This window comes from Candidatus Nitrosocosmicus sp. T, from assembly GCF_054408485.1.
On sequence record NZ_CP166992.1, the window covers coordinates 1020112 to 1043343 of the forward strand.

The 23232-nt window shown below is 33.3% G+C and carries 24 protein-coding genes; 13 read left to right on the forward strand and 11 right to left on the reverse strand.

Annotated features, from left to right (window positions below; all coding sequences use genetic code 11):
• Positions 1-994 precede the first annotated feature (994 nt).
• From AB0A59_RS05280 to AB0A59_RS05295, 4 genes are all read left to right on the forward strand, one after another.
• Positions 995-1159 (forward strand): hypothetical protein, encoded by a 165-nt coding sequence (locus AB0A59_RS05280; protein WP_458747050.1) that lies wholly within the window; start codon positions 995-997, stop codon positions 1157-1159.
• Between the two features lie 272 nt (positions 1160-1431).
• A complete protein-coding gene (locus tag AB0A59_RS05285; RefSeq protein ID WP_458747051.1) occupies positions 1432-1764 on the forward strand; it encodes a ZIP family metal transporter in 333 nt (110 codons plus the stop codon).
• A 454-nt stretch (positions 1765-2218) separates the two neighbouring features.
• Complete coding sequence (locus tag AB0A59_RS05290) at positions 2219-3169, forward strand: cation diffusion facilitator family transporter (protein ID WP_458747052.1); 951 nt, start codon at positions 2219-2221, stop codon at positions 3167-3169.
• Positions 3170-3968: 799 nt separating this feature from the next.
• Positions 3969-4307: a hypothetical protein gene (locus AB0A59_RS05295; protein WP_458747053.1), complete on the forward strand. Its 339-nt coding sequence runs from the start codon at positions 3969-3971 to the stop codon at positions 4305-4307.
• A gap of 447 nt (positions 4308-4754) precedes the next feature.
• Here AB0A59_RS05295 and AB0A59_RS05300 read toward each other — a convergent pair whose 3' ends face one another.
• A complete protein-coding gene (locus AB0A59_RS05300) occupies positions 4755-5360 on the reverse strand; it encodes a MarR family transcriptional regulator (protein WP_458747054.1) in 606 nt (201 codons plus the stop codon).
• 510 nt (positions 5361-5870) lie between these two features.
• Here AB0A59_RS05300 and AB0A59_RS05305 point away from each other — a divergent pair.
• On the forward strand, positions 5871-6416 hold the full coding sequence (locus AB0A59_RS05305) for a VOC family protein (RefSeq protein WP_458747055.1): 546 nt from the start codon (positions 5871-5873) through the stop codon (positions 6414-6416).
• 492 nt (positions 6417-6908) lie between these two features.
• Here AB0A59_RS05305 and AB0A59_RS05310 read toward each other — a convergent pair whose 3' ends face one another.
• Positions 6909-7070, reverse strand: coding sequence for a hypothetical protein (locus AB0A59_RS05310; protein ID WP_458747056.1), 162 nt, complete (start codon positions 7068-7070; stop codon positions 6909-6911).
• A gap of 566 nt (positions 7071-7636) precedes the next feature.
• Between AB0A59_RS05310 and AB0A59_RS05315 the strand changes: the two genes are divergently transcribed.
• The 4 genes from AB0A59_RS05315 (at position 7637) to AB0A59_RS05330 (ending at position 12553) form a co-directional block, all read left to right on the forward strand.
• Positions 7637-8188: a hypothetical protein gene (locus tag AB0A59_RS05315; protein WP_458747057.1), complete on the forward strand. Its 552-nt coding sequence runs from the start codon at positions 7637-7639 to the stop codon at positions 8186-8188.
• Positions 8189-8596: 408 nt separating this feature from the next.
• Positions 8597-9430 carry a hypothetical protein gene (locus AB0A59_RS05320; RefSeq protein ID WP_458747058.1) on the forward strand — a complete coding sequence of 278 codons (834 nt, stop codon included), beginning with the start codon at positions 8597-8599 and terminating at the stop codon, positions 9428-9430.
• A 464-nt stretch (positions 9431-9894) separates the two neighbouring features.
• On the forward strand, positions 9895-11313 hold the full coding sequence (locus tag AB0A59_RS05325) for an MFS transporter (protein ID WP_458747059.1): 1419 nt from the start codon (positions 9895-9897) through the stop codon (positions 11311-11313).
• Between the two features lie 370 nt (positions 11314-11683).
• Complete coding sequence (locus tag AB0A59_RS05330; protein WP_458747060.1) at positions 11684-12553, forward strand: S1C family serine protease; 870 nt, start codon at positions 11684-11686, stop codon at positions 12551-12553.
• A 204-nt stretch (positions 12554-12757) separates the two neighbouring features.
• On the opposite strand, the gene AB0A59_RS05335 is transcribed toward AB0A59_RS05330, so the two are convergent.
• Together AB0A59_RS05335 and AB0A59_RS05340 are read right to left on the reverse strand one after the other, a co-directional pair.
• Positions 12758-13381 (reverse strand): nitroreductase family protein, encoded by a 624-nt coding sequence (locus AB0A59_RS05335; protein WP_458747061.1) that lies wholly within the window; start codon positions 13379-13381, stop codon positions 12758-12760.
• Between the two features lie 112 nt (positions 13382-13493).
• Positions 13494-13952, reverse strand: coding sequence for a hypothetical protein (locus tag AB0A59_RS05340; protein ID WP_458747062.1), 459 nt, complete (start codon positions 13950-13952; stop codon positions 13494-13496).
• 188 nt (positions 13953-14140) lie between these two features.
• On the opposite strand from AB0A59_RS05340, the gene AB0A59_RS05345 reads away from it, so the two are divergent.
• Complete coding sequence (locus AB0A59_RS05345; protein WP_458747063.1) at positions 14141-14761, forward strand: hypothetical protein; 621 nt, start codon at positions 14141-14143, stop codon at positions 14759-14761.
• 37 nt (positions 14762-14798) lie between these two features.
• Here the strand turns inward: AB0A59_RS05345 and AB0A59_RS05350 are convergent, their stop codons facing one another.
• Together AB0A59_RS05350 and AB0A59_RS05355 are read right to left on the reverse strand one after the other, a co-directional pair.
• A complete protein-coding gene (locus AB0A59_RS05350; protein ID WP_458747064.1) occupies positions 14799-15635 on the reverse strand; it encodes an SDR family oxidoreductase in 837 nt (278 codons plus the stop codon).
• A gap of 810 nt (positions 15636-16445) precedes the next feature.
• Positions 16446-16676 carry a hypothetical protein gene (locus AB0A59_RS05355; RefSeq protein ID WP_458747065.1) on the reverse strand — a complete coding sequence of 77 codons (231 nt, stop codon included), beginning with the start codon at positions 16674-16676 and terminating at the stop codon, positions 16446-16448.
• Positions 16677-16865: 189 nt separating this feature from the next.
• Here AB0A59_RS05355 and AB0A59_RS05360 point away from each other — a divergent pair, with 189 nt between their 5' ends.
• Both AB0A59_RS05360 and AB0A59_RS05365 read left to right on the forward strand, forming a co-directional pair.
• Positions 16866-17147, forward strand: a complete 282-nt coding sequence (locus tag AB0A59_RS05360) for a peptidylprolyl isomerase (RefSeq protein WP_458747066.1) — start codon at positions 16866-16868, stop codon at positions 17145-17147.
• Between the two features lie 962 nt (positions 17148-18109).
• Positions 18110-18613 (forward strand): hypothetical protein, encoded by a 504-nt coding sequence (locus tag AB0A59_RS05365; protein WP_458747067.1) that lies wholly within the window; start codon positions 18110-18112, stop codon positions 18611-18613.
• Here the strand turns inward: AB0A59_RS05365 and AB0A59_RS05370 are convergent.
• The 3 genes from AB0A59_RS05370 to AB0A59_RS05380 all read right to left on the reverse strand — a co-directional run bounded on the left by AB0A59_RS05370 (position 18610) and on the right by AB0A59_RS05380 (position 19803).
• Positions 18610-18825, reverse strand: a complete 216-nt coding sequence (locus AB0A59_RS05370) for a hypothetical protein (protein WP_458747068.1) — start codon at positions 18823-18825, stop codon at positions 18610-18612. The two genes, AB0A59_RS05365 and AB0A59_RS05370, sit on opposite strands and share 4 nt — an antisense overlap.
• 281 nt (positions 18826-19106) lie before the next feature.
• Positions 19107-19673 (reverse strand): hypothetical protein, encoded by a 567-nt coding sequence (locus AB0A59_RS05375; protein WP_458747069.1) that lies wholly within the window; start codon positions 19671-19673, stop codon positions 19107-19109.
• On the reverse strand, positions 19636-19803 hold the full coding sequence (locus tag AB0A59_RS05380; RefSeq protein ID WP_458747070.1) for a hypothetical protein: 168 nt from the start codon (positions 19801-19803) through the stop codon (positions 19636-19638). Before AB0A59_RS05380 ends, AB0A59_RS05375 begins: the two co-directional genes overlap by 38 nt.
• Positions 19804-20165: 362 nt before the next feature.
• Between AB0A59_RS05380 and AB0A59_RS05385 the strand changes: the two genes are divergently transcribed.
• Positions 20166-20576: a PPOX class F420-dependent oxidoreductase gene (locus tag AB0A59_RS05385; protein WP_458747071.1), complete on the forward strand. Its 411-nt coding sequence runs from the start codon at positions 20166-20168 to the stop codon at positions 20574-20576.
• Between the two features lie 313 nt (positions 20577-20889).
• Here the strand turns inward: AB0A59_RS05385 and AB0A59_RS05390 are convergent, their stop codons facing one another.
• Together AB0A59_RS05390 and AB0A59_RS05395 are read right to left on the reverse strand one after the other, a co-directional pair.
• Positions 20890-21471, reverse strand: a complete 582-nt coding sequence (locus tag AB0A59_RS05390; protein ID WP_458747072.1) for a GNAT family N-acetyltransferase — start codon at positions 21469-21471, stop codon at positions 20890-20892.
• 592 nt (positions 21472-22063) lie between these two features.
• Positions 22064-23107, reverse strand: a complete 1044-nt coding sequence (locus tag AB0A59_RS05395) for an alpha/beta fold hydrolase (RefSeq protein WP_458747073.1) — start codon at positions 23105-23107, stop codon at positions 22064-22066.
• Between the last annotated feature and the right edge of the window lie 125 nt (positions 23108-23232).

Genomic DNA, 23232 nt, shown 5'->3' on the forward strand with positions numbered 1-23232 from the left:
TTTTAATTTTGGGAATTGCCAATAGGATCATAGCAGATTACTATATTATAATATTTTTGTTCACTGGAAATGATGACTAAAAGTAAAAATTAAACTTGTATAGATTTAGATATTCTCAAGCTAGGTAAATTATATTTCTATTCTATTATTTTGTCATGTGGCAAAATTTCCATTTAATTATTATGATATTTGAAATTTAATTTTTTCTATCACCTTTCGTCATTAAATTTATTACTCAAATTCTTTTGTGTAATTGAATAGTAGGAACTTATAATATGCTTCTCCATTTTCTGATATTATAGCAAATTCAATTAATTTGATGATTTTTCAGATATTCGTTATTCATTGTTCTGAAGTAATCTAATTCGAGATTAATTTGAATCAAATCTTTCTTGTTACATAGTTACTATTTAATAGATAGCAGCAGTTGATAGCAATGGAAGGGCAGTGCAATTTAATAGCAATAACGATCATCCTTTTCTAAATAAATATATTTAATAATATTTTGGTTAAATAGAATTTACTAAGATGGTAAACACATTTGTATAACTCTCTTTATCAGCCATACTAATCGGTTTCAGGATTAAATTAGATATCAGTTACTATTAGAAGAGTTTTTAATTAATCGGTATGGCTGCTAGATGGTTCAAGTACGGTGCATGGGGCTAAACTCAATACTACACCAAAGGATTGAAAGTCCCTTAGACGGAGTATTTGATCAACAGACTTAAATTGTTACCAATGTTTGGGAATAATAGTTTTTAAAAACGCAAACGCATAATCAAATCAAATTTCGAACTTTATCGAGCCAAAAAAAGACTGATTAAATATAATCGTGACAATAAGGTATAAGTTAATTCATTGCTTTATATTGAAGAATAAATTTATAGTTTGTTTTTAATTAATAAACAGGTTAAATGGTCGATTATGCCAACTCATCTATAGAATCGTTGATGCTAACTATCCTTGTATCATTCTTAGTAGCATCCCATTTTTGATAGCATCAATCATTTCCAAAGAATATGGACACTCACTTAGATTACGTGCAGATCTTGCCTCATTTTCATCCGGCATTTTTATCGGGACCGTAACATTTAGCATTATAGAAGAATCTGTTAAAATGGGTGACATTTTTACCATGGGAATTGGATTGGAATAGGAGCTGTAACTTTTAGTTTAGTGCGATACAAGATCGAAAGCAAACCAACGCTGTTCATAAATAAGGATAACGGCAAACAAAATATTGCAGATTCAAATACGATTGGTCATGACAACTCTGTATAGAAAAATAGTACTGACAAAGAAACAGAAATTCTAACTGAGAAAACAGGGTCAGGAAAGCTAATAGTAATAAGCACTTTAACAGATAGTCATCCAGAAACTGTCATGATTGGAGTCATGATCGCGCTGGGTATCCCGTGATTATTTCCTATGGCTTTGGCATTATTTATTGGAAACTTTGCAGCTACTATTGTAGGTACCAGAGAGCTGATTGCAGAAAGGGAACCCAAAAGAAAGATTCTACAAAAATGGGACATGGTATTCATGTTCGTTACGATAGGAGGTCCAATTGGATACTTTCTAACACTGTTTCTTAATGAGTATTACTTGTCAATTGTATTCAGTTTTGCAGCAGGAGCGTTAATGTCATTGGTAAAAGAAGAATTGATACCTAATGTATACAAGAAGGTAAATTGGCATATTGGGCTTTCTGCATGCGTAGGATTATTCGTGAGTTTTGCAATATTTCACTTTAACCAATAACTTTATTCAGACATTTTCGGACTTGACCTTAATTTCACTCTTGCAATATTTCTTGACATGAATCGCGTGTAGACCTACTGCCCAATAGATACAAATCTAATAAATTGCTCACTTCCAAATATGGAGGCTATATCTGGTCAATATTTCCTATAATTGCTAGTAGTTCAATAAACTTGCTATTTTCAATAGATATCAACGAAATATTATACAGAACAGATATGAATTTTTAAAGATAAAGCATATCATAATCACTTTTCTATTGAGAAGTATTTGGATCGCTGAATGAACAGCACAAATTATCATGACAGTATAGAAGGATTTGATCAATACTTTTCGTATTAAAATACATTGCAATATCTTTTGGAATTTTAGTTGATAAAGATCCGCTCAAGTCATTCAAAAACTCATAAATATTTTATTCAAATTTATTAGCAATCAGGAAGAAAATAAAGTAATGGCGGGGGGAGGCGAATCAAAGAAGGCTATCTACGCTGCATTGTTTGGCAATTTAGCCATTGCTATATCTAAGCTTTTTGCAGCGTTATTTACAGGCAGTACGTCTATGTGGGCTGAAACGTATCATTCATTCTCCGATACTTTCAATCAAGTGCTACTTTTGTTAGGTGTAAAGACAAGTAAAAGGGAGGCAAATGAAAAATATCCTTTTGGATACGGCAAGGAACAGTTCTTTTGGTCGTTTGTTGTAGCCATACTTATATTTGGCGTATCAGGTGTGTTATCTTTAGAACATGGTATCAGTTATTTTTTAAGTGGTCATGATGCTCACAGAGTAGAAAACACTTTAATTAATTATATTATTTTGGCAATAGCTTTTGCATTTGAGGCAAATGCAATCAGAATAGCCTTTGCAATATTTAGAAAGACAATCACAGATAGAGGTGATAAATTAACTTTACCTATTTTGTTCACCGAGCTAAAAGAAAACAAAGATCCGGTTATTATGACAGTACTTGTAGAAGACGCAGCTGCTCTGCTGGGAATAATAATTGCAGCAGTAGCGTTGTTGCTTTCTGATATTACAGGAAATTCTGCATATGATGCAATAGGCTCTCTCTTAATTGGAATAGTGCTAATGGGTTTTGCATTATTTTTGGCTAGGGAAAACAGGGGTATGCTTATAGGTGAAGCGATGTCCAAACGAGATTACAAAAAGGTATACGACGCAGTAATTAAAATCCCTGAAGTAAAAAAAATAATATCAATCCGTACTATGCACTTTGGTGCTGAAGATGTTCTGATAGCTATTGAAGTGAGTTTGATTGAGAATTTGCATACTGGGGCGATTGAATCCAGTATTGACAATATTGAAAATAAAATCAAGGAAGCCATACCCTACGTTAACACTTCCAAAATATACATAGAGCTAACACAGGCGATTAAATAAAATAGGTGATTTCAATTTGAAATGAGAAGAACTATCAAAATATCTCTAATGCACCAAACAGACTAGTCGACGCTATTTGATATCAAATATTATTATGAATCTAAAAGAATTAGGGTCTTGTCTAAATTAATTGGTAACGGATCCTCCTATGAGATCTCATTTAATATAATTAATAAATTACAGAAAATTGATGATCCTCTATCATTTAGAACTAATTACAACCGATAACACATTTTGGTTAACTGATTCCAAGATTTCAGCAGTTTAGAATCTATTAACGTCAAAAGCAGGATTAAAAATTCTTTGCAACTTTAAATCGAGTAAGTTATCTAGGCTTATGGCTTTTTTGAATGGTTTATTATAGTAGTAAAAGTCATCACAGATGTTACTTATATCTAGAAAACTATCTTTGCAATTTTATTAAATTTAGATCCTTTCTCTTTTACCCTTAACATATATTTTTAAGCGCTAAAAGAATTATGACATTTTAATTGTGAATTATTTGGAGTCAATATACATAAAAATAATTTTTGAACATGATTGGCATATTATGTATCAATGATAATTGTGTAAAAGTGTTCTCAAACAATTAAGTAGTGTCAAATATTGATCATCCATGATATCGTTTCTAACAAAATTTTCAAGTGTTTATAGTTATAGATTTGAGGTCTTAGACAAACGAGAGCCAAAAATTTTTATGCTACTCAGAGTGCAAGATCAGTAGAAACAATATACTTGTATTTTATTTCAGTTTTTCATATTGTCAAATTTTAATACTATTTGTGAGAATGTAGAATATATGAAACCCACAAGCCTACTAGTCATATCGCTTTTAATAATACCGTCTAGCTTAATGTTCTCTATATCTGGTTTGGTAGCAAGTCCAAATCATGCTGTCTATGCAATATGTAACGAAACAACAGATCCAAATGTAGTATGTAATGAGCAATATAATACCCGTTCAAACACACTTACCACTACAACATCAAGTAACACCACTACTAGTAGTACCGATATTAGTGAAGAAGAACCAGAATCAGCTTTGTGTTTTGACATTACTTGCAGTTTAACAGAAGACTATATTTCAGACTATGAGATTGATTCTGAAGATAGCTTATCAGATGTAATTGATTACTAAACAGATGATAAGTTTTAGGGATCAACTAATTAATTTAGTTTAATTTACTATATCTCAAATGTCATTAGTTAAATAATATGTTTTATAATATGGAATGCTTTTATAAAATAGAATTATAATTTCGCAAGAAATTTTAGTCCTATTTAACAAAAGCAAAATCCTGGTTTTAACATGTGCAAGCAGACTTTCTCTTCTTATTGTTTTTGTTTTAAATAACCGAATGTTTTTTTCAAGAACATCAACGTAAATTTAACAGGTTAATATATCTAAATAATAAATAGCCAAAATTAATATACGTTGTTAACCAGTTACGGAGAATTAATCTTTATTCTGTTAGCAAATAATACAATAAAAGGTAAAGACCGAAGTTAAATCATGACAGAATCCATTCTGTTAAAAAGTATGGATCTAAAATATCACTTTTACTTCTGTGTTTCATGGTGCTTGCTAAAAAGAATCAAATCCCCCCATATCCATTCCACTGTCAGCGCCCACATCGCTAAAACCACCTGTATCTGAAGCGCCCGTGTCTGATGCGCCAGTATCAGACGCTGCTCCTGTATCTTCAGCACCAGACCCTCCTGATTCGTCTACTTGTCCTTCAGTTTGAGCGCTTTCAGCCGGATTCATTGCCATTCCCATAAAAGCCATCATAGATCCAAACATTACCATGCTCATTATTCCAGAAAATAACATCATCGGCATCCAACTTCTATTATCGTCCATCATGCTCTGCATTTGACCCTTATTGCCGGTTTCATAGAGTTGTTGAAGATATTTGGATTTCTTGACTAGTTCTTGTTTTTTTGAATCTAATACTCTCGCACCCGTTTCTGAAGTATGAAACTCGGTCTTCTTATTACCAAAAAAGCCCTTTTTTACTACCATGGTAATTAGCTTTTGATTTTTTAGGTCATTTACAATCAATTCTACCTCGTCTTTAGATAGTTTTGTAACTTTGGCAATACTATCTATCTTTTTCATACCCCGAGAAATCGCATCTAGTACCATGAAATGATTTGGACTTTGACTAAATCCGTTATCTGAAGACATACATTTGTATGAATAGGAAATTATTTAAGTATTTGAATAAGTAATCAACAATATCTAATAAAATTAACTGATTAAGTCATTTATTGAGCGAGCTAGAACCTGGAAAATCTAAAACGGTAACTCAAGTATTTATTATATGAATACTAGATTTTCTCACTCTTGTTTTGTTACTTTTGCAGGAGTCAGCCAAATTTTTTGTTGGGACACTACAAAGCTTATACTTCATACTTTTGGCTAAAAAGCCTCATTTTTCTATCCTGTGTTTCTTAGAAGCGGGACCATTATGTAGTGACCCTTCATAATGAGCAAGTTAGACCATGTTTCCATTTATATCATAAAATTAAAAGAACTACGACGACAGATGTATTTGCCATCAGTTCCATACTAGCCTAATCGATGACTTGCTTTTCTCAGGTTTGTGATAAAATTGATTATTCAAGAAAACAATGAATAGACATTTTGGTAGGGTTAAAGAATAAAAATGAATATCGGCTATGAAGTATTTAGTATATGAACGATTGTGGCATCACAAATAAACCTTCATCATCATCATCATCAGTACAACCGATATATCCAAAAACGTTAAATCACATAGCAATTAGCGTATCCGATCTAGATTACGCTGCAAAATGGTATAAAGAAGTTCTCGGGTTTACCGTATTGGCAGGACCGGTAGAGTTTATACTCGATGATTCTCAAGTGGGCATTGCATTGAAAGATATTCATGGCCCTGACCTAAAAAAGATGAGAATGATTTGGATGAGTTCAGGTAATCAGATAGGATTTGAAATTATTGAATATTTGGAGCCAAAGGCCGTTAGACGTCAAGAGAATTTTGAGTATTGGAAATCAGGAATTACCCACATTTGCATTACTGATCCAAATATCGAAGATTTATGCCACAAGATTTCAGAAACCGGTGGAAAGCAGAGAAGCCGGGTGTGGGAAATTGTTCCAACAAAAGGAAACAAAATAGCATTTTGCGAAGATCCATTTGGAAATATCATAGAGATTTATAGTAATGGTTATGAACAAACCGTAACTTCTGTTGTGTAGGCTGGGAACTATAGTACTATTAATTCTTCTTCTGCTTTTCTGATATCTGAAAACAATAATTATAGTAAATTCGTACCTTGTGAAATGTCTTGGGTCGATCTTAGCCTATAACAAGACTGCTCTATTTTATAGAAAAAATTAACTGCAATACATAATATTCAGCTTTGATCAGTCGTTTTAAACTTGATTTTCTAGATGACTAATAGAATATTTACCTTTGATATGTTACTAATATTAATGATGATTTATTATTTAGAATAAACATGTACTCGGCTTTCTTAAATAAATAATTATTATAGATTATTAGGTGGCAATAAAGGCTAATAATGATACTTTGTTGGTGAGCTTGGAATTGTTCTATCTAAAGCCTTTTTTTGATTTAATTTTGTTGTAAAATGATCAAATACAAAAGAGAAGCAAAATAAAAGAATTTGTAATATAAATAGAGGTACGATATTGCAAAGTTACCAGAATTAATTAGAGATAGTTATATCACCTATATGTATTGGCTTCACCAGCAGTTGTAGTAATATTAGATATATTGGTACCTTCATTCAATGTGGTATTGCCTTCTAATAGAGGCTCTAAAGTGGTCTGTGTTTGATTATTATCAGTAGATTGTGCCATTGCTGGGATCAGAATTCCACCTAACATACTGAAAGATATAATGATGCCTAATATAGTACAAATATTCAAAATCTTCATAAAATTATACGATAAACATATTATATAACGTACATACTTGAATTATCTCCAATTCCTTAGTCCTCATTTGTTAATGAATAATTGAGCTTACAAATTCCGAATTATATTTGATAAAATCTGAGGTTTAGCATAATTCTGCCTTCATCTAATAATGAAAATCCACAATTTATATTTTAAGTATATTTTTATATTCCATGTCCTTAAAACATGCTTGTTTTGCAAATGAATGCATTTGAAACCTAACCATTATTTCTTGTCCCATATTTTAGCACCTATTGGGTTGTAAAGGATTATGTGTAAGATATGATAGACTAGGGGGAGGAAAAGAATCTGTTTATGCTTTGGGGTATAAACGCTCTTCAGGATGCAGTTTATATATAAAATTCAGCGGGACTCGCTATCCATGTTGCAATTATCCTTTGCGAACCAAAAAGAGGGATTAACAAAGTCAAAGTTTACCTTTGTAAACAAAACAAACAAAGCATATTATTATATAACACGAAAAATTCTTTTGGATGCATGACAGTGGTAGTTCAAGTTCGGGCGAATCCAAAAAAACTGCAACCATGACATTTAGAATCGACGAAAATGTATTAAATGTCTTGAGGACAGAATCGGATAGGAATCAAATCACATTAAATAGTTTAGTAAATCAGCTCCTCAAACGCTATGTTAACTGGGATATGTTTGAACCAAAAGTGGGTATGATACCAATAGCAAAGCCAATTGTAGTTGAATTATTTAAAAAGATGAGTAAAGAGGAGATATCGAGCATGGCTGTGAATATTGGTAAGGATGTTGTTCATGATATCGCCCTATTTATGAAGAACCGTATGGATCTTGAATCATTTCTTTCATGGTTTGAAACAAGGATGGCTAGTTCATTGACAGAAACTAATCACACGGTGCAAGCTGGTTATCATATCTACGTTTTAAAGCATGAACTGGGAGAAAATTGGTCACTATATCATAAAATTATCTTAGAATCAATGTTCAATGAAATATTCAATATGACTATAAATATTACGATAAGCAGTACAACAATTAGATTCAAGTTCAGAATCTAAATTTCCAAAACAGCTAAATAATTTGCTGTTTTCTCCTATGCAGAAAAATATCCTCCATGTGTCTCTGTAGTTCTCACAATACCGCTAATTGTTCCATCTTTATTACTATTTCCAGGGAATTTAGAGAATATACGCAAAATAATGAACTGTCTTCAAATTCAAATCCGATAATGACATTCTAGCATAGTGAAACTGATTGAAATTTGAGATATTTACGATATGTATATTTTAGGGTAGAGAATGTGTATTTATGGAGTAATATATTTTAATTTCAATCATTCTTTTGCTACATAATAATAATTTGATATAAAGTATACGTTACCAAACTCTACAACATTATTATATAACTTTTTTACTAATAAATTTTCTATAAATGTCTTTATATAGTTTTTTATATAGAATATAGAGATGAATAACAAATCATTTGCAAATAAAGCTATAATTACGTCAACAGCACTAGCAATCTCATTCATACTTTTGATGGGGCCTACGTCTATGACCATGAATACCTTTGCTACAACTAACACAGCCAACCAAGGTATCGGCCAATCACAGGCTTCAACCCAATTAGGAATTTGTATCTCAGGCGACGGAACTCTATTTTCATGTAATAATCTAAGCTTCCAAAACCAAGAGAACGAAGGAAACAATGCAGCAGCACAAAGTGGAGGAGATGATGATAACGGTGGCAACAGTGCCAACCAAGGTATCGGTCAATCACAAGAATCAGAACAAAGTGCATTATGCGTTTCTGGTGAAGGAACATTCCTATCATGTAACAATGTAAACGTACAAAACCAAGAGAACGAAGGAAACAACGCATTAACTCAACAAAGCGGTAGTAACGGCTATAACTATAATGGTGGCAACAGTGCCAACCAAGCTATTGGCCAGTCACAATCTTCAATTCAAAGCAGTACCGTAGTCTCTGGTGATGACTCGATACTATCAGGTAACAACGTAAATGTACAAAACCAAGAGAACGAAGGAAACAACGCATTAGCCCAACAAAGTGGAGGAAATGGTAATGGTGATGATTATGACCATGATAAGAAGGATAAGAAATCAAACCACAATGAGGATAACGACGGCAACAGCTCCAACCAAGGCATCAGCCAATCCCAGGACTCTGATCAAAGCAGTACCGTAGTCTCTGGTGATGACTCAGTAGGTTCAGGTAACAACGTAAACGTACAAAACCAAGAGAACGAAGGAAACAACGCAGCAGCACAACAAGATTAACTACTAAAATAACTTCCTTTTTTATTTTTTCTTCTTTGATTTTTTAAGAAATTATCATTTTAAAGAAACGATTCTATATATCTATGCCATTACTATGCCATTTCTAGCGAATTTTATGATTGTCAGCAAGAATCAGATGGAAAATAACTTTAACTATTATTATTAAAAAACAAATGTTTGACTATAAAAAAAGATGATCTATAGATCTCTTTCATTGTCGTGCATTTCAATGATCTGTCTCATTACCAAATTGGTATAAAGTCCTGATAACATAATCGGCAAAACCACTGCAGATGTGCAATCAATTCTGATAAACAATTCTAATTTCTTAGTCTAGTTTTCAAAGCCCAATTGATTTTAGAAAGAGAGGGTTGTTCTTTTAGCTCCTATATAATCGAAGAAATATTCATCCTTTATTGTGAAGCATTTGTATATGATGGTTAAGCTATCATATTTAAGATAATTTGAATTACAAATGGTTAGCATTAAGTAATACAACTATTGGTACCCTCATGGCATCTCTTGATAGAAATATAGTAATAATAGCTCTTCCTTCAATTGCCAACGAATTACATACATCTCTTATTACACTGGTCTGGATTGCAATTGGGTACTGGGTAATAACTGCTTCAATGCTATTGACATTTGGAAGACTAGCTGATATGTTTGGCCGAGTCAAATTATATAATCTAGGATTTGCTTTGTTTACAATTGGTTCCGGGCTTTGTTGCGTATCTCAGACAGGAGAACAATTGATTGTTTTTCGAATTATCCAGGCATTTGGAGCAGCTTTTATTTTTTCAAATAGCTCTGCCATCCTATCGGACTCATTCCCAGAATCAGAGAGGGGAAAGGCTTTGGGGATAAACCAAATATCTATTGTAGTGGGATCAGTCATGGGCTTAGTGATCGGTGGGGCTTTAACCTCATATTTTGGGTGGAGGTCTATATTCTGGATAAATATTCCTATAGGAATATTTGCTACACTATGGGCATTCTCAAAACTAAAAGAACTGGGAACAATAAAAAAAGAAAAAATTGACTGGCTAGGAAATTTGTTATTTGCTGGAGGATTGATAGTCCTATTAATTGGAATCACTTTCGGGTCCTTTCATCTTTTAAATATTTTCGAAACTATCTTGTTTATACTGGCCGGATTCTCTTTGTTAATACTATTTTATAAAAATGAGAAAAAAGTTAGTTTTCCCATGATGGATCTTACCTTATTTAGACTTAGACTTTTCACCAGTAGTAATATTGCAATTTTCTTAAACTCACTTGCACGTGGAGCATTTACTTTTGTGATGGTATTTTACCTCCAAGGACCCACCATGCGCTTAAGCCCATTAGACTCGGGAATTTATTTAATTCCAGTCTCCCTCGCATTAGCTATAGTTGCTCCTATAACTGGCTGGTTTTTTGATAAATATAGGTTTCAAATTATCTCTCAAGCAGGATTGATAGTTTCTGCAATAGGGTTTGTATTGTTAACTGCCATGGGCACAACGATTTCATACGTAGATGCAATACTGCCACTTGCGCTCATAGGGGCAGGAATGGGTATATTTACATCGCCTAATAGAGCCACTATAATGAATTCGGTACCATCAAATAGGAGAGGGGTTGCGGCCGGTATCGGTACTACTTTGGTTATGACTGGAAGTGCGTTTAGTATAGGATTGGTATTTTTGATATTTTCTGCTCTACTGCCGTCCGAGTCTGTCGGCGTTATCTTTTCAGGTTCGACTGACCACACAAGTCTTAATTCAATTCAATTCAATAATACCAACCTAGACGGGTTTATTTTGTCAATTCATGTAATATTCATAATTTCTGCTTTATTGATGATATCTTCAGTACTGATTCAGCGTAAAATGAATTAATTTAAATTTAACAAAATATCATTTTTTGTTTAATTCGGTTTTGAATGGATATTACCTAATACAATTGTATTATTATTTTGATAGCGATTAGTGGTAAATTATCCATTAATAGAACCCACTATACTATTTATATTAGACATCGTCCATAAATCTATCTAGTGGTAAGAAAGTTATCATCAAATACAAATGAGAATTCTTTAGTCTATTTGTTAAAACCCTTTTGCTTTTCTGATGCGCCGGTTATTTTCCACGGGTTATCATTGAAGGAGGAGTTTTCTAAATAATACCATTTGATTATGAGAATGAAAATATAATCATAAACGCAGTTGAAAAGGTTAACAAAGATGTAGTAAACATAGCCAGCGTAAGAATGGTCAAGGATCAACTATTACGAATTTTTCCTGTTGAAGGTGTTGGATCTGGGGTAATAATTGATAAGAAGGGATACATATTGACAAATAATCATGTCATCGAGAAGGCAAACAAGTTAAAAGTTACAACCACGGACGGAAATATTTATGACGGAACAGTAATAGGAACGGACCCTCTCACTGATTTAGCTATAATCAAGATCGAATCCAAAGATGCGTTATCTTACGCGGAATTAGGCAATTCGGAAGAATTGAAAATAGGGCAAATAGTAATTGCAATTGGGAATCCTTTTGGTTTGGATGGGGGTCCATCTGTTACCGCAGGGATCATAAGCTCTTTAAGCAGAAAATTACAGTTTGATAGAGGTATCATGGAGCTTGTTCAAACTGATGCATCGATCAATCCTGGTAATTCTGGAGGCCCACTTATAAATACAAAAGGCCAAGTAATTGGAATAAATACTGCAAAAATGCCATACGCGCAAGGCATAGGATTTGCAGTGCCCATAAACGTTGCAAAGTTGATAATAAATGATTTAATAATGAACGGCCGCGTTACCAACAGACCCTGGATAGGCATTTCCACAATAAAGATTACGAGTGAATTGGCAAATTCTTATGGACTACCAACCAACGAGGGCTCCTTAATTGCTGAAGTACAAAGAGATGGTCCAGCTTACATCGCCGATTTGCGTAAAGGAGACATCATTGAATCGGTGGATGGGATAAAAATAACTGATCCATATCAGATTTCTCATCATATACGAAAGAGGAACATTAAAGACCAAATAATTATCCAAATCAATAGATATGGAAAAAAAATGGATAAGGAAATCCAATTAATGCCTCATCCAACAAACCTCAATTAAATAGTCCCAAAAAGAAGATTTTTTGGTTTGACATCCGCAAGACTAGGCTATTTCATTTTTTTCAATACCTTTATTCTTGTTTTATTTTATTCTGTCAATAAATTTGCGTGATACTAATATGAGTATCTATTCTAAATAAATTTACTAGATTGTTATGGAACTATATAATATGCTCTTCAAGATAATGCATAGGAATTGTCTTATTTATTCCTCATTTAACATTTTTTGTATACCCTGACCCATGTCTTCTAAAAATGCTATTTGAGATAAATGCTTTCTCTCCCTAGGTTTTGTATTTTTAACTTTGAATTTTTCTGGTAAACTATCATTCGTACCTTGATATCCTATGGCTATCATGATCCCAACTTCATAATCGTCAGGTATCTTGAATATCTCTTTTGCTAATTTTACATTAAATCCACCCATCTCGTGCATAATTAGACCTTGATTAAAACATTCCAGAAACATATTTTCATTTGCAGCACCAAGGTCATGAAAATAAAGTCTATTTGGCTCTAGACTATCCGTATAGGTCTTTTTTGTGATAGAACATATCAAGATAGGTGCTTGTTTTGCAAAGGAATTTGATTCTTGCAGAACTGATTGAGCCTCAAATAATCTACTGGGATTGTCACTTGTAAAAATAATATAACGCCAGGGTTGTTCGTTTCTCGAAGATGGTGTCCACCTTGCTGCCTCTAGTATCGAAAATAGCTTTGTTTTCTCAACCCTTCTAGTCGTAAATGCTCGAGCACTCCACCTTTTTCTTAAAAGGTCATGAATAGGATGGTCAGTCACCGCATGATTATCTATAATGCTATTCTCCAAATTGAATCAATAAATAATCCATAAATCATTAATTAAAGTTCTTAAAAGGCTAAACAGTTTGAAGGGTACTGTGATTATATATTAAAAAATTCCATGACCAAATTATTCAGTATCATTTTCTAGAAATTGTGGATTTCCTTCTCTTATTGTTTGTTAATTTTCTAACTTGTTGTCCATCTTCCTCGATTTCTTGATCAGCTGGTTGGTTTCTTATGCTTAGTTTTGCGACACGGGGGGTAGCCATAGCAAATTGAATATGGAAACATGCAGATGATTGACAGAGTGAACAATGTAACTTTTCGTCATTAAAATGGATTTCCGTAGTCTTATTTTCTTTATAGTCTTTGATGTAGAGCGTATCTCTGGTGCATCCCTCCTCTGACAAGAAAGGAGCATAGTGTTTCAAAAATTCATCTTTTTCTAGTATTTCATGTAGTAACTCGTTTACAAATCCTCCAAAGTGTTCATTTATATAGGGATTTCTCTCTCGTTCCCTTTTCCATTTACTTCTTAACTCTTTTACAATGTTAACTCTGAGCGTAATTAATTCAGCGGAATTTGATCTCGGCATCCTTCTAGTCATCTTAGGCTAAAGTGATATATAACTTTAATAATCAATGGAGTACAGTAGATATGCTACTTTATGCAGTGTAACATGAGCTAGGTCTTTTCCATTTCTCCTTTCCCTTCCCCATTTCTCCTTCGCATCAGCGTGACAAAACAGAGAAAATTAAATAACTAGTGATTCCCTTGTTATTAATGTATAATAAACTCGTTCTTTTTGTTTTTATTCCATTATCATTATTGCTATTATTGATAGGAACAATGATCTTTCAACATGATTATGTCAAAGCACAATCGAATTCGGCGCAAAAAACATTTACCGATCCAAATTACCAATACAATCTTACATATCCATTAGACTGGGAAATAGCTCCAAGAAATTCCACCTTCCCATATTATGGAGAAACTACAGCACTAGTTCTACGACCAGTAATGGATGAACATGTCACTCCATTAAATGAAATATTTTTTAGCATTTCTATTAGTAATGTAAAGAGATCGCTAGTAGACAGTCAGTTATTACCATCAGGATTCTTGGATAAATTAGTCTCTGATAAGATTAGTTCTTTTCATGATCAATCATCAATCTATGGAAATTTGAATGTAAAGCTACTTGGAAATAACTACACTAGACTTGCTGATCAGCCTGCCAAAGAATTGACATTCCTACCCCAAAATATCGGGACCTTTGAAGTGGATACTTACACAATCTATAATAACCAATTGTATCATTTCAATTTCATTAGTCCAGAGTCAAATGCATCGGAAATGTACGAGGAGTTTCAACAAATTAAAGAATCTTTTAGATTCATGTAATAGGATTCTATCCATGATCCTGCTATTCTACCTTTAGTCAGCTACTCATGTTCTTTATCAGATTATGAAAGTCTTCATCTGATACCTTGTTTTTTATTTCCATAATCTGTTCCACATCTTTACCTGCTAGATATCTCAACTTTGGATTGGAGTCGTTTATGGCATCCAGTACAACCTTAGCAACATTTTCGGGCCTCTCGCCAGTCTGAATTAATTTTTTCATTCCCTTATCCATATTATTCATAAATTGAAAGTAAGGAGAATTAGGATCTGTAGATTTTTGTGCTAGTACCGCGGCTTTAATAAAGTTGGTCTTGATTATTCCAGGCTCTACAAGTACAGTCCTAATCCCAAATGGTTCGAGCTCATACGATATAGATTCAGTTAATCCCTCCATAGCAAATTTTGAACTCACATAGGCTGAACTAGTTGCAATGCCAAAACGGCCAAGACCAGAACTTATATTGACAATTATTCCAGATCTCTGCTTTCTCATAATGGGTAACACTGCCTGTGTGGCTCGTATCAATCCAAAAAAATTAGTGTCAAATTGTAATCTAATCTCATCCATCAAAAGATCTTCGAAAGCTCCACTCAAACCATATCCTGCGTTATTAACCAAGACATTGATTTGATGGGACTGATTTTCTATGATTTCAATAGCTTGTTTAACCGACATATCATTTGTGACGTCAAGTTGAATACATCTCAAAGGAATGTTTTCTTCATCGGCGATAGATTTCAGCGTTGAACTTTTCTTTAAATCCCTCATCGTTGCGTAGGTAATGAATCCATGTCTTGCTAACATCAAAGATGTTTCAAAACCTATTCCACTTGAACTTCCAGTCACAATTGCAACTCTCTTCTCACTCATAATTTTATGTAAAAATGTCAAATTAATAAGCTATTCAGATACAAGTAAGTTGATTGATTCAAAGCTTAATTTCACATTGCGGGCTATATTATTAACCCTATTTTGTTGCATTCATGTTGGATATGCGCCCCATAATATAGATAGATTTTATTTTAACATCAACTTGCCTGATCCTAAACATTGCAGATATTCAACAAATCACTCTGAATTCCAAATTGATTTATTTATTATTTTTTTGTCTCAGGATTTACTCAACAAGTAATTTATTTTCAATTCTTTATCTGGTTTTAATATGGATATCAATTAATAGTAAATGGATGAAGGGATAATAAGGTTTTTATGATATCAAAAAAAGATGATTTCTCTACTACTTTTTCAGTAAGAGTAGATCAATTTAAAAACATCACGTCTAAGTAATATTTCAAAGACATCGATTGAAGTCTATATTGAAGTAATAAAATCAATCAATTTTGGAACTATTGCAAGGCACTGTTATGATGACCAACAACAGTGCCTTCTTTGATAATTATACAACACTGGCATCCAGAATTTAGACAACTCTTTGATTTCTTATGATTACAGATAGAACACATACATATCTTAGCTAGATTCTGCTTTTGATCTCATGTTCTTGAATGAAGGATATCTACTAAACAACGTCATTAGTATTCCTAATATAATAACGATAGTGCCTGGGAGAAAAGTTCTAGATATCATAAGAAATATACCTAACCCCATCATACATAGGCTTCCAATCAATAAAATATTCATGAATTTCACACTCCAATAATGTATATCATACATTCTCTCTTAATTGGTGATCTCATTTTCAGGATTTACCTTCTTTTTTCTAATTTTTCTGATTTTTTCAAGAATCTCCGCTAGCTGATCTTCTGAAATTTTTGATATCCTTGAATCACATTCAATACCTTCTGCATCCAAGACTTGTTCAGTGATATCCACAATTTCGTTCTTATGTGTTATTTCCTCTTCGGTTAACATGTTCAAACTTGCAAATCTGAAAAAGGCAAAATCGCTCATGAAAGAATACTATGCGTAGTACTAGTTATATTTATAGACTAGAAAATGAATTTACAAGTGAGGAACCTATACAAATTGTGCTTATGCTTAAGCCCAGCAAAATTAATATAGAATTTGTCTAGAGTTTCCCACTCTTTCAAAATGTTTATTTATTTCGAGAATTTCAATTTAGATTGAGAGTAGAATAAGATGGCTGATAAAATCAAATGTTATCATATTTTGGTAAAGAAGCAAAGCGAAGCATTGTCGCTATTAGAAAAATTGAAAAAAGGGGAAGGCTTTTCAAACCTGGCTAAGGAGTTTTCTATTGACAAAGGAAGTGGCAAAAAAGGAGGCGACCTGGGCTTCTTTGGAAAAGGGATGATGGTCAAACCTTTTGAAGAGGCGGCATTCAAGCTAAAAAAGGGAGAAGTTACGTCTGAGCCTGTAAAGACCGAATTTGGGTATCATATTATTAAGCGGTCTGGATAATAGTAAAAGAGAATTACGGTTTGTGTCTATTTCGATCAGTGTAAGACAAATTTGTACCGATTGGGAAGTCTTTTAAAATTCTGATTTTATAATCAAATCATGATTTTTTTTAAATTGTAACTGAATATTACTACCTATCTTGGCTGACTTGCCAATTTAACTTATTTTTTGAACATTTTTCTAAACAAATAAAAAATAGATACAAGGTTTTATTTTTTTTCAATCTAATTGTTGAATTCTAAATAATTTAAAGAATTTTTCAGTCATAGAATGCAATATAGTTGAATTTAACCTTCTGAATGTGCGAATTGATATGAACCAGACCAGGTCAAACATCAACCTTCAAATCAGTACAATGCTTTGAAAATGATAAACGAGAAATACCAACAAAAATTTAATCTGTTCAACAGAAAACATTCGTATTTTACAATGGAATTAAGTACATAGAAAAATGTTATTATAGTGACTTTAGCTCATCAGCGGCATCAACTGTTACAGAACTCGTTATACACATCTTGTAATCGTTTCTTGTTTTTATTGTAGTCAGCTAAATTCTGATTTAGGCTGAGATATGGTCCTCCAAATGCTAAAAGAGTTTTCTTACTTTCAGATTTCCATCTTAGGTTCGGAAGGATATGTTTTCATTTTATCTTTAAAAAAGTGATTATTTGCATTATGACAGCAGTCCTGCTTTGACAGCAATTTTACACGGGAACACGAGTACACTTGCTATCTAGCAGGGATCATAATGCAAACAGAATTTATAATACATCGGGTAATATAAACTGAAATATTATCCATTAATTAAGAGTAAATTTTGTCGGATTTGTATTGATTCAATCCTTAAACATGATCGCTTTAGTATGGGCAAGTCCTAACAACATAAATACTAGTAAAAGAAATGCCAATCATAATATCCAAAGATTAGATTTTTACATCTTTTACGTACAAATCTTAAGGTTTTGTATGGAGCTAGGAAAAGAAAGCCCCAGGATAAGATTCATGACTCTGATATACTCTTTGGATCCTGTCTGCGAAAAGCATTTTATGCTCGTACTGTTAAAGACTATGAATTAACTATAGAAGACATTGACAATTTTGTGAAGGGCGAGTCCTCTGAATATGTTCTTGTACGGCTTGCAGACGTCGGTATAAGTCAAATGGAATTATTATTTGAAGATGATCTAATAGCAAGGCCTGATCTGATGACAGGTTCTCAGTCTCATAGGACGGAATCTCAAGACGCCGTTTCCACAAAAAAGGTTAATGAGGCTGAAATCATCGTTGAATTCAAAGATACAAAGAGCTTTGAGAGGTTAAAACCAGATAGCAAGCAGTTTAAATCCTATTTCCGTCAACTATTGTATTATTTGGTTATTGCTGAATATGATACCGCGATACTTTGTATTCGTTATGCAAACAACCGAAGAATGGTCTGGATAAAACGAGACAGTGGTGGGGATTAATTCTTTTCTCCTAAAGCAACTGACCAAGATGGAGAAGGCACTTTGGCTGAAATCGAGTCTTGGACCGTACTATTAGAAAAAGGATCTCCTATCCGTGATATTTTAAAAGAAGAAATTCGAAAGAGTTTCTTTGCTAAAATCTGCGCTTGATGCCAATAGCGACATTCAGCTGCCAAAGGTAGCTGAAGAATAGAAATGTATAAAATGTCCATTTAAACAAACTTGTAATCCCTCAAGTGTAACTAAGCAAGATTCTGAAATAGACTTTTTAGATGAAGATGAATTGATAGTAACAATAGAATCCAATTAGTTTAAAAGTTATTTAAGGGCGTACATTAGGAAACAATATTCCTAACAGTCGGATTAAGTACCTGAGAGTATATTGTATCTAAGAATTCTCTCATGCACGAAAATTCAAAGATTTTCTGCATTAATATACTTGTGAAACTTTATAAATTCATCTGAGAATCTCATATGCTTATTTTACTCAAATCTAGCAAATCCTCTTAAATGCCCATACCAATCTCCCGCTCGTTCTTGTAAAGTTAAATTGATATTTTGGATAATAAATTTTCTCGGCCAACGATTTTGTCGTCTTAAATATGAGAAGTTTGATTTGTTTATCTTTGTTTATTGATTGGACCAGGCCGATACAAAATAGCATTATGTATTTTCCAATTCCATAGCATCTGTATTGTTTATCGATACCTATTTTCTTTATCAAGAGTGCACAGGTAGGTCTTTGATAAAATGCTTCGTTCTTCCCTCTTACTTCGCGTTGAGGAATAAATTCAGGTTCCTTCATATGCAACCTAATCAGATGAATAGAAAAAAAACCTATCCAATTGTCAAAGTACTTTATTACGTATTTTACCTCATCAGTATCAGATTTGCCACTTAAGATATAATTCTCATAATACTCTTGAACTGCTAGCGGGTCCTCACCATTTGTTTGTCTGAAATCTATGCGGGGTAGTTGATGTTCCTTTGGATTAAAAATCTTAAATTTTAATCCATCTGGATCAAACTGAGTCGTCTGAGTCATGCCTATGTTTTTCATAAAACGCAGATGCTTCGGTTAAGAATTCTTGTTCTTTGGCATTAATTTTATCATTTAAATATTCACTAATTTGGTGATATTCACCACATTCTAGGAAAATATCAGATTGTAAAGTAAACAATTTTGTCATAATTATATATCAATAAAGCACTATTAAAATATCGTTGATCGGGGTTTTGGCGCGAATTCGATGAATAAATGCCGTCTGTTTGAGAGTATGATAATAAAATATTATGAAATTATTCATTATTCCATAGAAACAATATTTTTGATATGATTTTATATTAAAAAAAATATTCAGATGCTTCGGATTATACTAGTGTTAAATAAGGTCCATCCCGTCTGAAAAAGTACAGTTCCAGTATTATTAGACTTGTATTTTTTATTGCTAGCTTATACTGTTTCGTATCGATTTAGACAAGTTCTCTTGATTAAATATACCTAAAGGGATGTGTTTAAAAACCATAGTGAAAAGTAATATATGTACTAAGTATGAGTCAACACCAAACCGATATTAGTCAACCTCCTATCAAGAATCTTTTTGAAGACAAGAACCTGGCGTTTGTTGCTACTATAATGAAAAATGGATTTCCACAGATAACCCCTACTTGGATCGATATACAAGGTAATGAGATTTTCATCAATACCGCTCTAGGTAGAGTAAAACAGAAGAATGTAGCAAGAGACCCAAGAATAGCTATCTCCCTAGTAGATCGCAATAATCCTTATCATATGGTAACCTTGAGGGGAGAAGTCATTGACCAAATAGCCGGTGAAGAAGCTGACAGACATATAGACAAAATGGCAAAAAAATATCTAGACAAAGACAAATATCCATTCAGAGCGCCAGGTGAGAAAAGAGTCATTCTAAAGGTAAAACCTTTACGAGTAGCGTATATATAAAAATCAGTCTAAGATGATTATCCGTAACTGTTATCAAGTCAGTAACTTGGTTTTAAGGGCCATCAAAATAGTATCCCTAAAGATCAGATTTTGATTGAAGCCTTTGATTATTTTTTAACTGTACGGTTAAAAATACATTGGAATACGGCTATGATAGAGATGTTTTTCATATCGCTCATGAATAAAAATGATTTTTCAATAAGTTAGAAATATCAAAGTAAAATTCTATTTCGAAATTTTAATTTTAATGGTATTAAATTTTTTAGATCTCGAATAGGATGATATTTTGATTTAGATGGGCAATCATTGCTGTCTAGTTTCTGAGTTTTTCTGCCAAATTCACCTTTACTTGCGGCCATTCTTCATTAATAATACTATAGCATGCCGTATCTCTTATCCTCCCATTTCTCATTATCTTGTGATTTCGCAAAATTCCGTCTTGCTTTGCACCTAGTCTCTCAATTGCTTTTCTTGATACTTGGTTTAGCGCATCTGTTCTAATTTCTACTGCAATGCAATTTAGCTTTTCAAATGCATGTTCTAACATTAAAAACTTAGCCTCGGTATTTACAGGGGACCTCCGATAAGATTTTGATATCCATGTGTGCCCTATTTCTACTCTGTAATTTTGGTGATCAATATTTAAAAATCTAGTGGTCCCAACTATGATTTTCAAATGCTTGTCGACTATAATGAAAGGTAAACTAGTACTATCATGTTTTATCAAGTTCTGTAAATAAATGGACATTTCTTCAATACTTGGGAATGATGCGAATGGGTTTTTCCAAATTTCTCCATCAACTGCTGCATTACATAAGCCATTCAAATCATCGAGTATGGGCGAACGCAGTACTATATGACTGTGCTCCATCGTTATATCATGGATGTCAAGCATGTATCAAACATAGTAATAGACCATTACTGCTTAATTAAATCGAATGTTTCTTTATATGCTGATTCATTTTATAAAACGTTAACACTTTGTAGTTGTCGAATCTCCGTCCGGATACATTATAATACTCGATGATGCTTTGTGGCGGAAACACGCATAACTACCGAATACAATCAGTGTGTTTAATGAATGGATAATGCATTAAATAATTAAATATGCTGTGCTTATTATTGTGGATCATGATGATGATGAATAAATAAAGGATTTACACTTTATTCAACAGGGAGATAAAAACCGTAAACGAATTCTATGACGTTATCTATGTCTCTGAAAGGTAAAAAGGATGTTGCAGGTAATGCCAAAGCTGAAATAAATGTTAATAGAGTTACCATTTTATCTCGTAATATCTAAGTAGGTCTGACCTGATGCTATATTATACTGATTTTCTTAAAACGATGATAATCAAATATGGCACTAGTCGTTGAAACTTTTGTAACGGAGATATTGATACTTCTTACATTATTTTGTCAAGAAGAGAATTCAATATACTATTGATTACTAGAACCGCATTCATCGTTCACATTCTGTCAACTATTTATTTTGTAGTTGACAGAAATGTTTGCAAAATCATATCAATTTCCGCAGGATACTGATCCATTACTGCATGACCAGCATCTTTTATCTGTACAAGCCAGGCCCCTGGAACTTTGCTTGCAATGACTAAAGCATTTGCATGTGGGACATAGAGATTATCGTCTGTTCCGGCTATGACCAATGTGGGTTTGGCTATTTTAGCAAGCTCGTTACAAGCGCCATTCCAGTCGGTTGACTCCCAAGCAAATCCGGCGTCCTTCTGGTTGTTCAATGCTTCAGGTGAAAGACCTGGCTTCATTTGTTGGAATGTAAAGTTTTCTGGAATGTCAACAGATTCAGGATGCAATTTTATCCATCCCGCCCCTAAGGAGGCAGTTACAAGTGCTTTTAATTCATCCTCAGAAATAGATTCATTGTTTAGAGATTTATCTGCCATTTCGGACATCGATTTCATAAACTCGGCTGGTTTAGGTATTCCATCTTTACCACCACAGGTTGAAGCAACAAGTATAATGCTATTGACCTTCTCAGGATACATAACTGCAAATTGCTGGGTTACAAATGAACCCAGAGAATATCCAAAAATGTTTGCCTGTGGTATTTTCAAAGCATCCAATAAACCAGCCGTATCATTTGCGAGTAACTGTATAGAATATGGCTCGGAACCATCTGTTGTATTTCCAACTCCGCGACTATCAAACACTATTACTGTGTTATTTGAAGAGATAGGAGTTAGAAAGGACGGATCCCAAGCATCCATGTTATCGGAAGCACCATTGTGAAGAATTATCGGGTCACCTTTACCGAATATTTTGTATGCAATATCGATATCTCCAACATGGACTTTTTCTAATGGAATATCCTGTATATTCACTAAATTGGTATTATTGCTTGAATTGGCTTGATCAGAACCTGCTTGACCACGCACTACATTAGTAACGCCACTATAACCATAGTTACTAATTATTGAACTTGAGAGAATTAGAGTATACGCGACTACTATTATGAAAAGATAATCTTTTCTTAACTGTCTTTTATCATACACAACGCCATTCAGTCGTCATAGTATAAAAACAGGCTCGAATCTTACATGAGGTTTTGAGGGTTCAAATTTCGCACCTCGCACTTTATTATGCATAAAACTAACTGTTTGTTGGTATATGGCTGAAG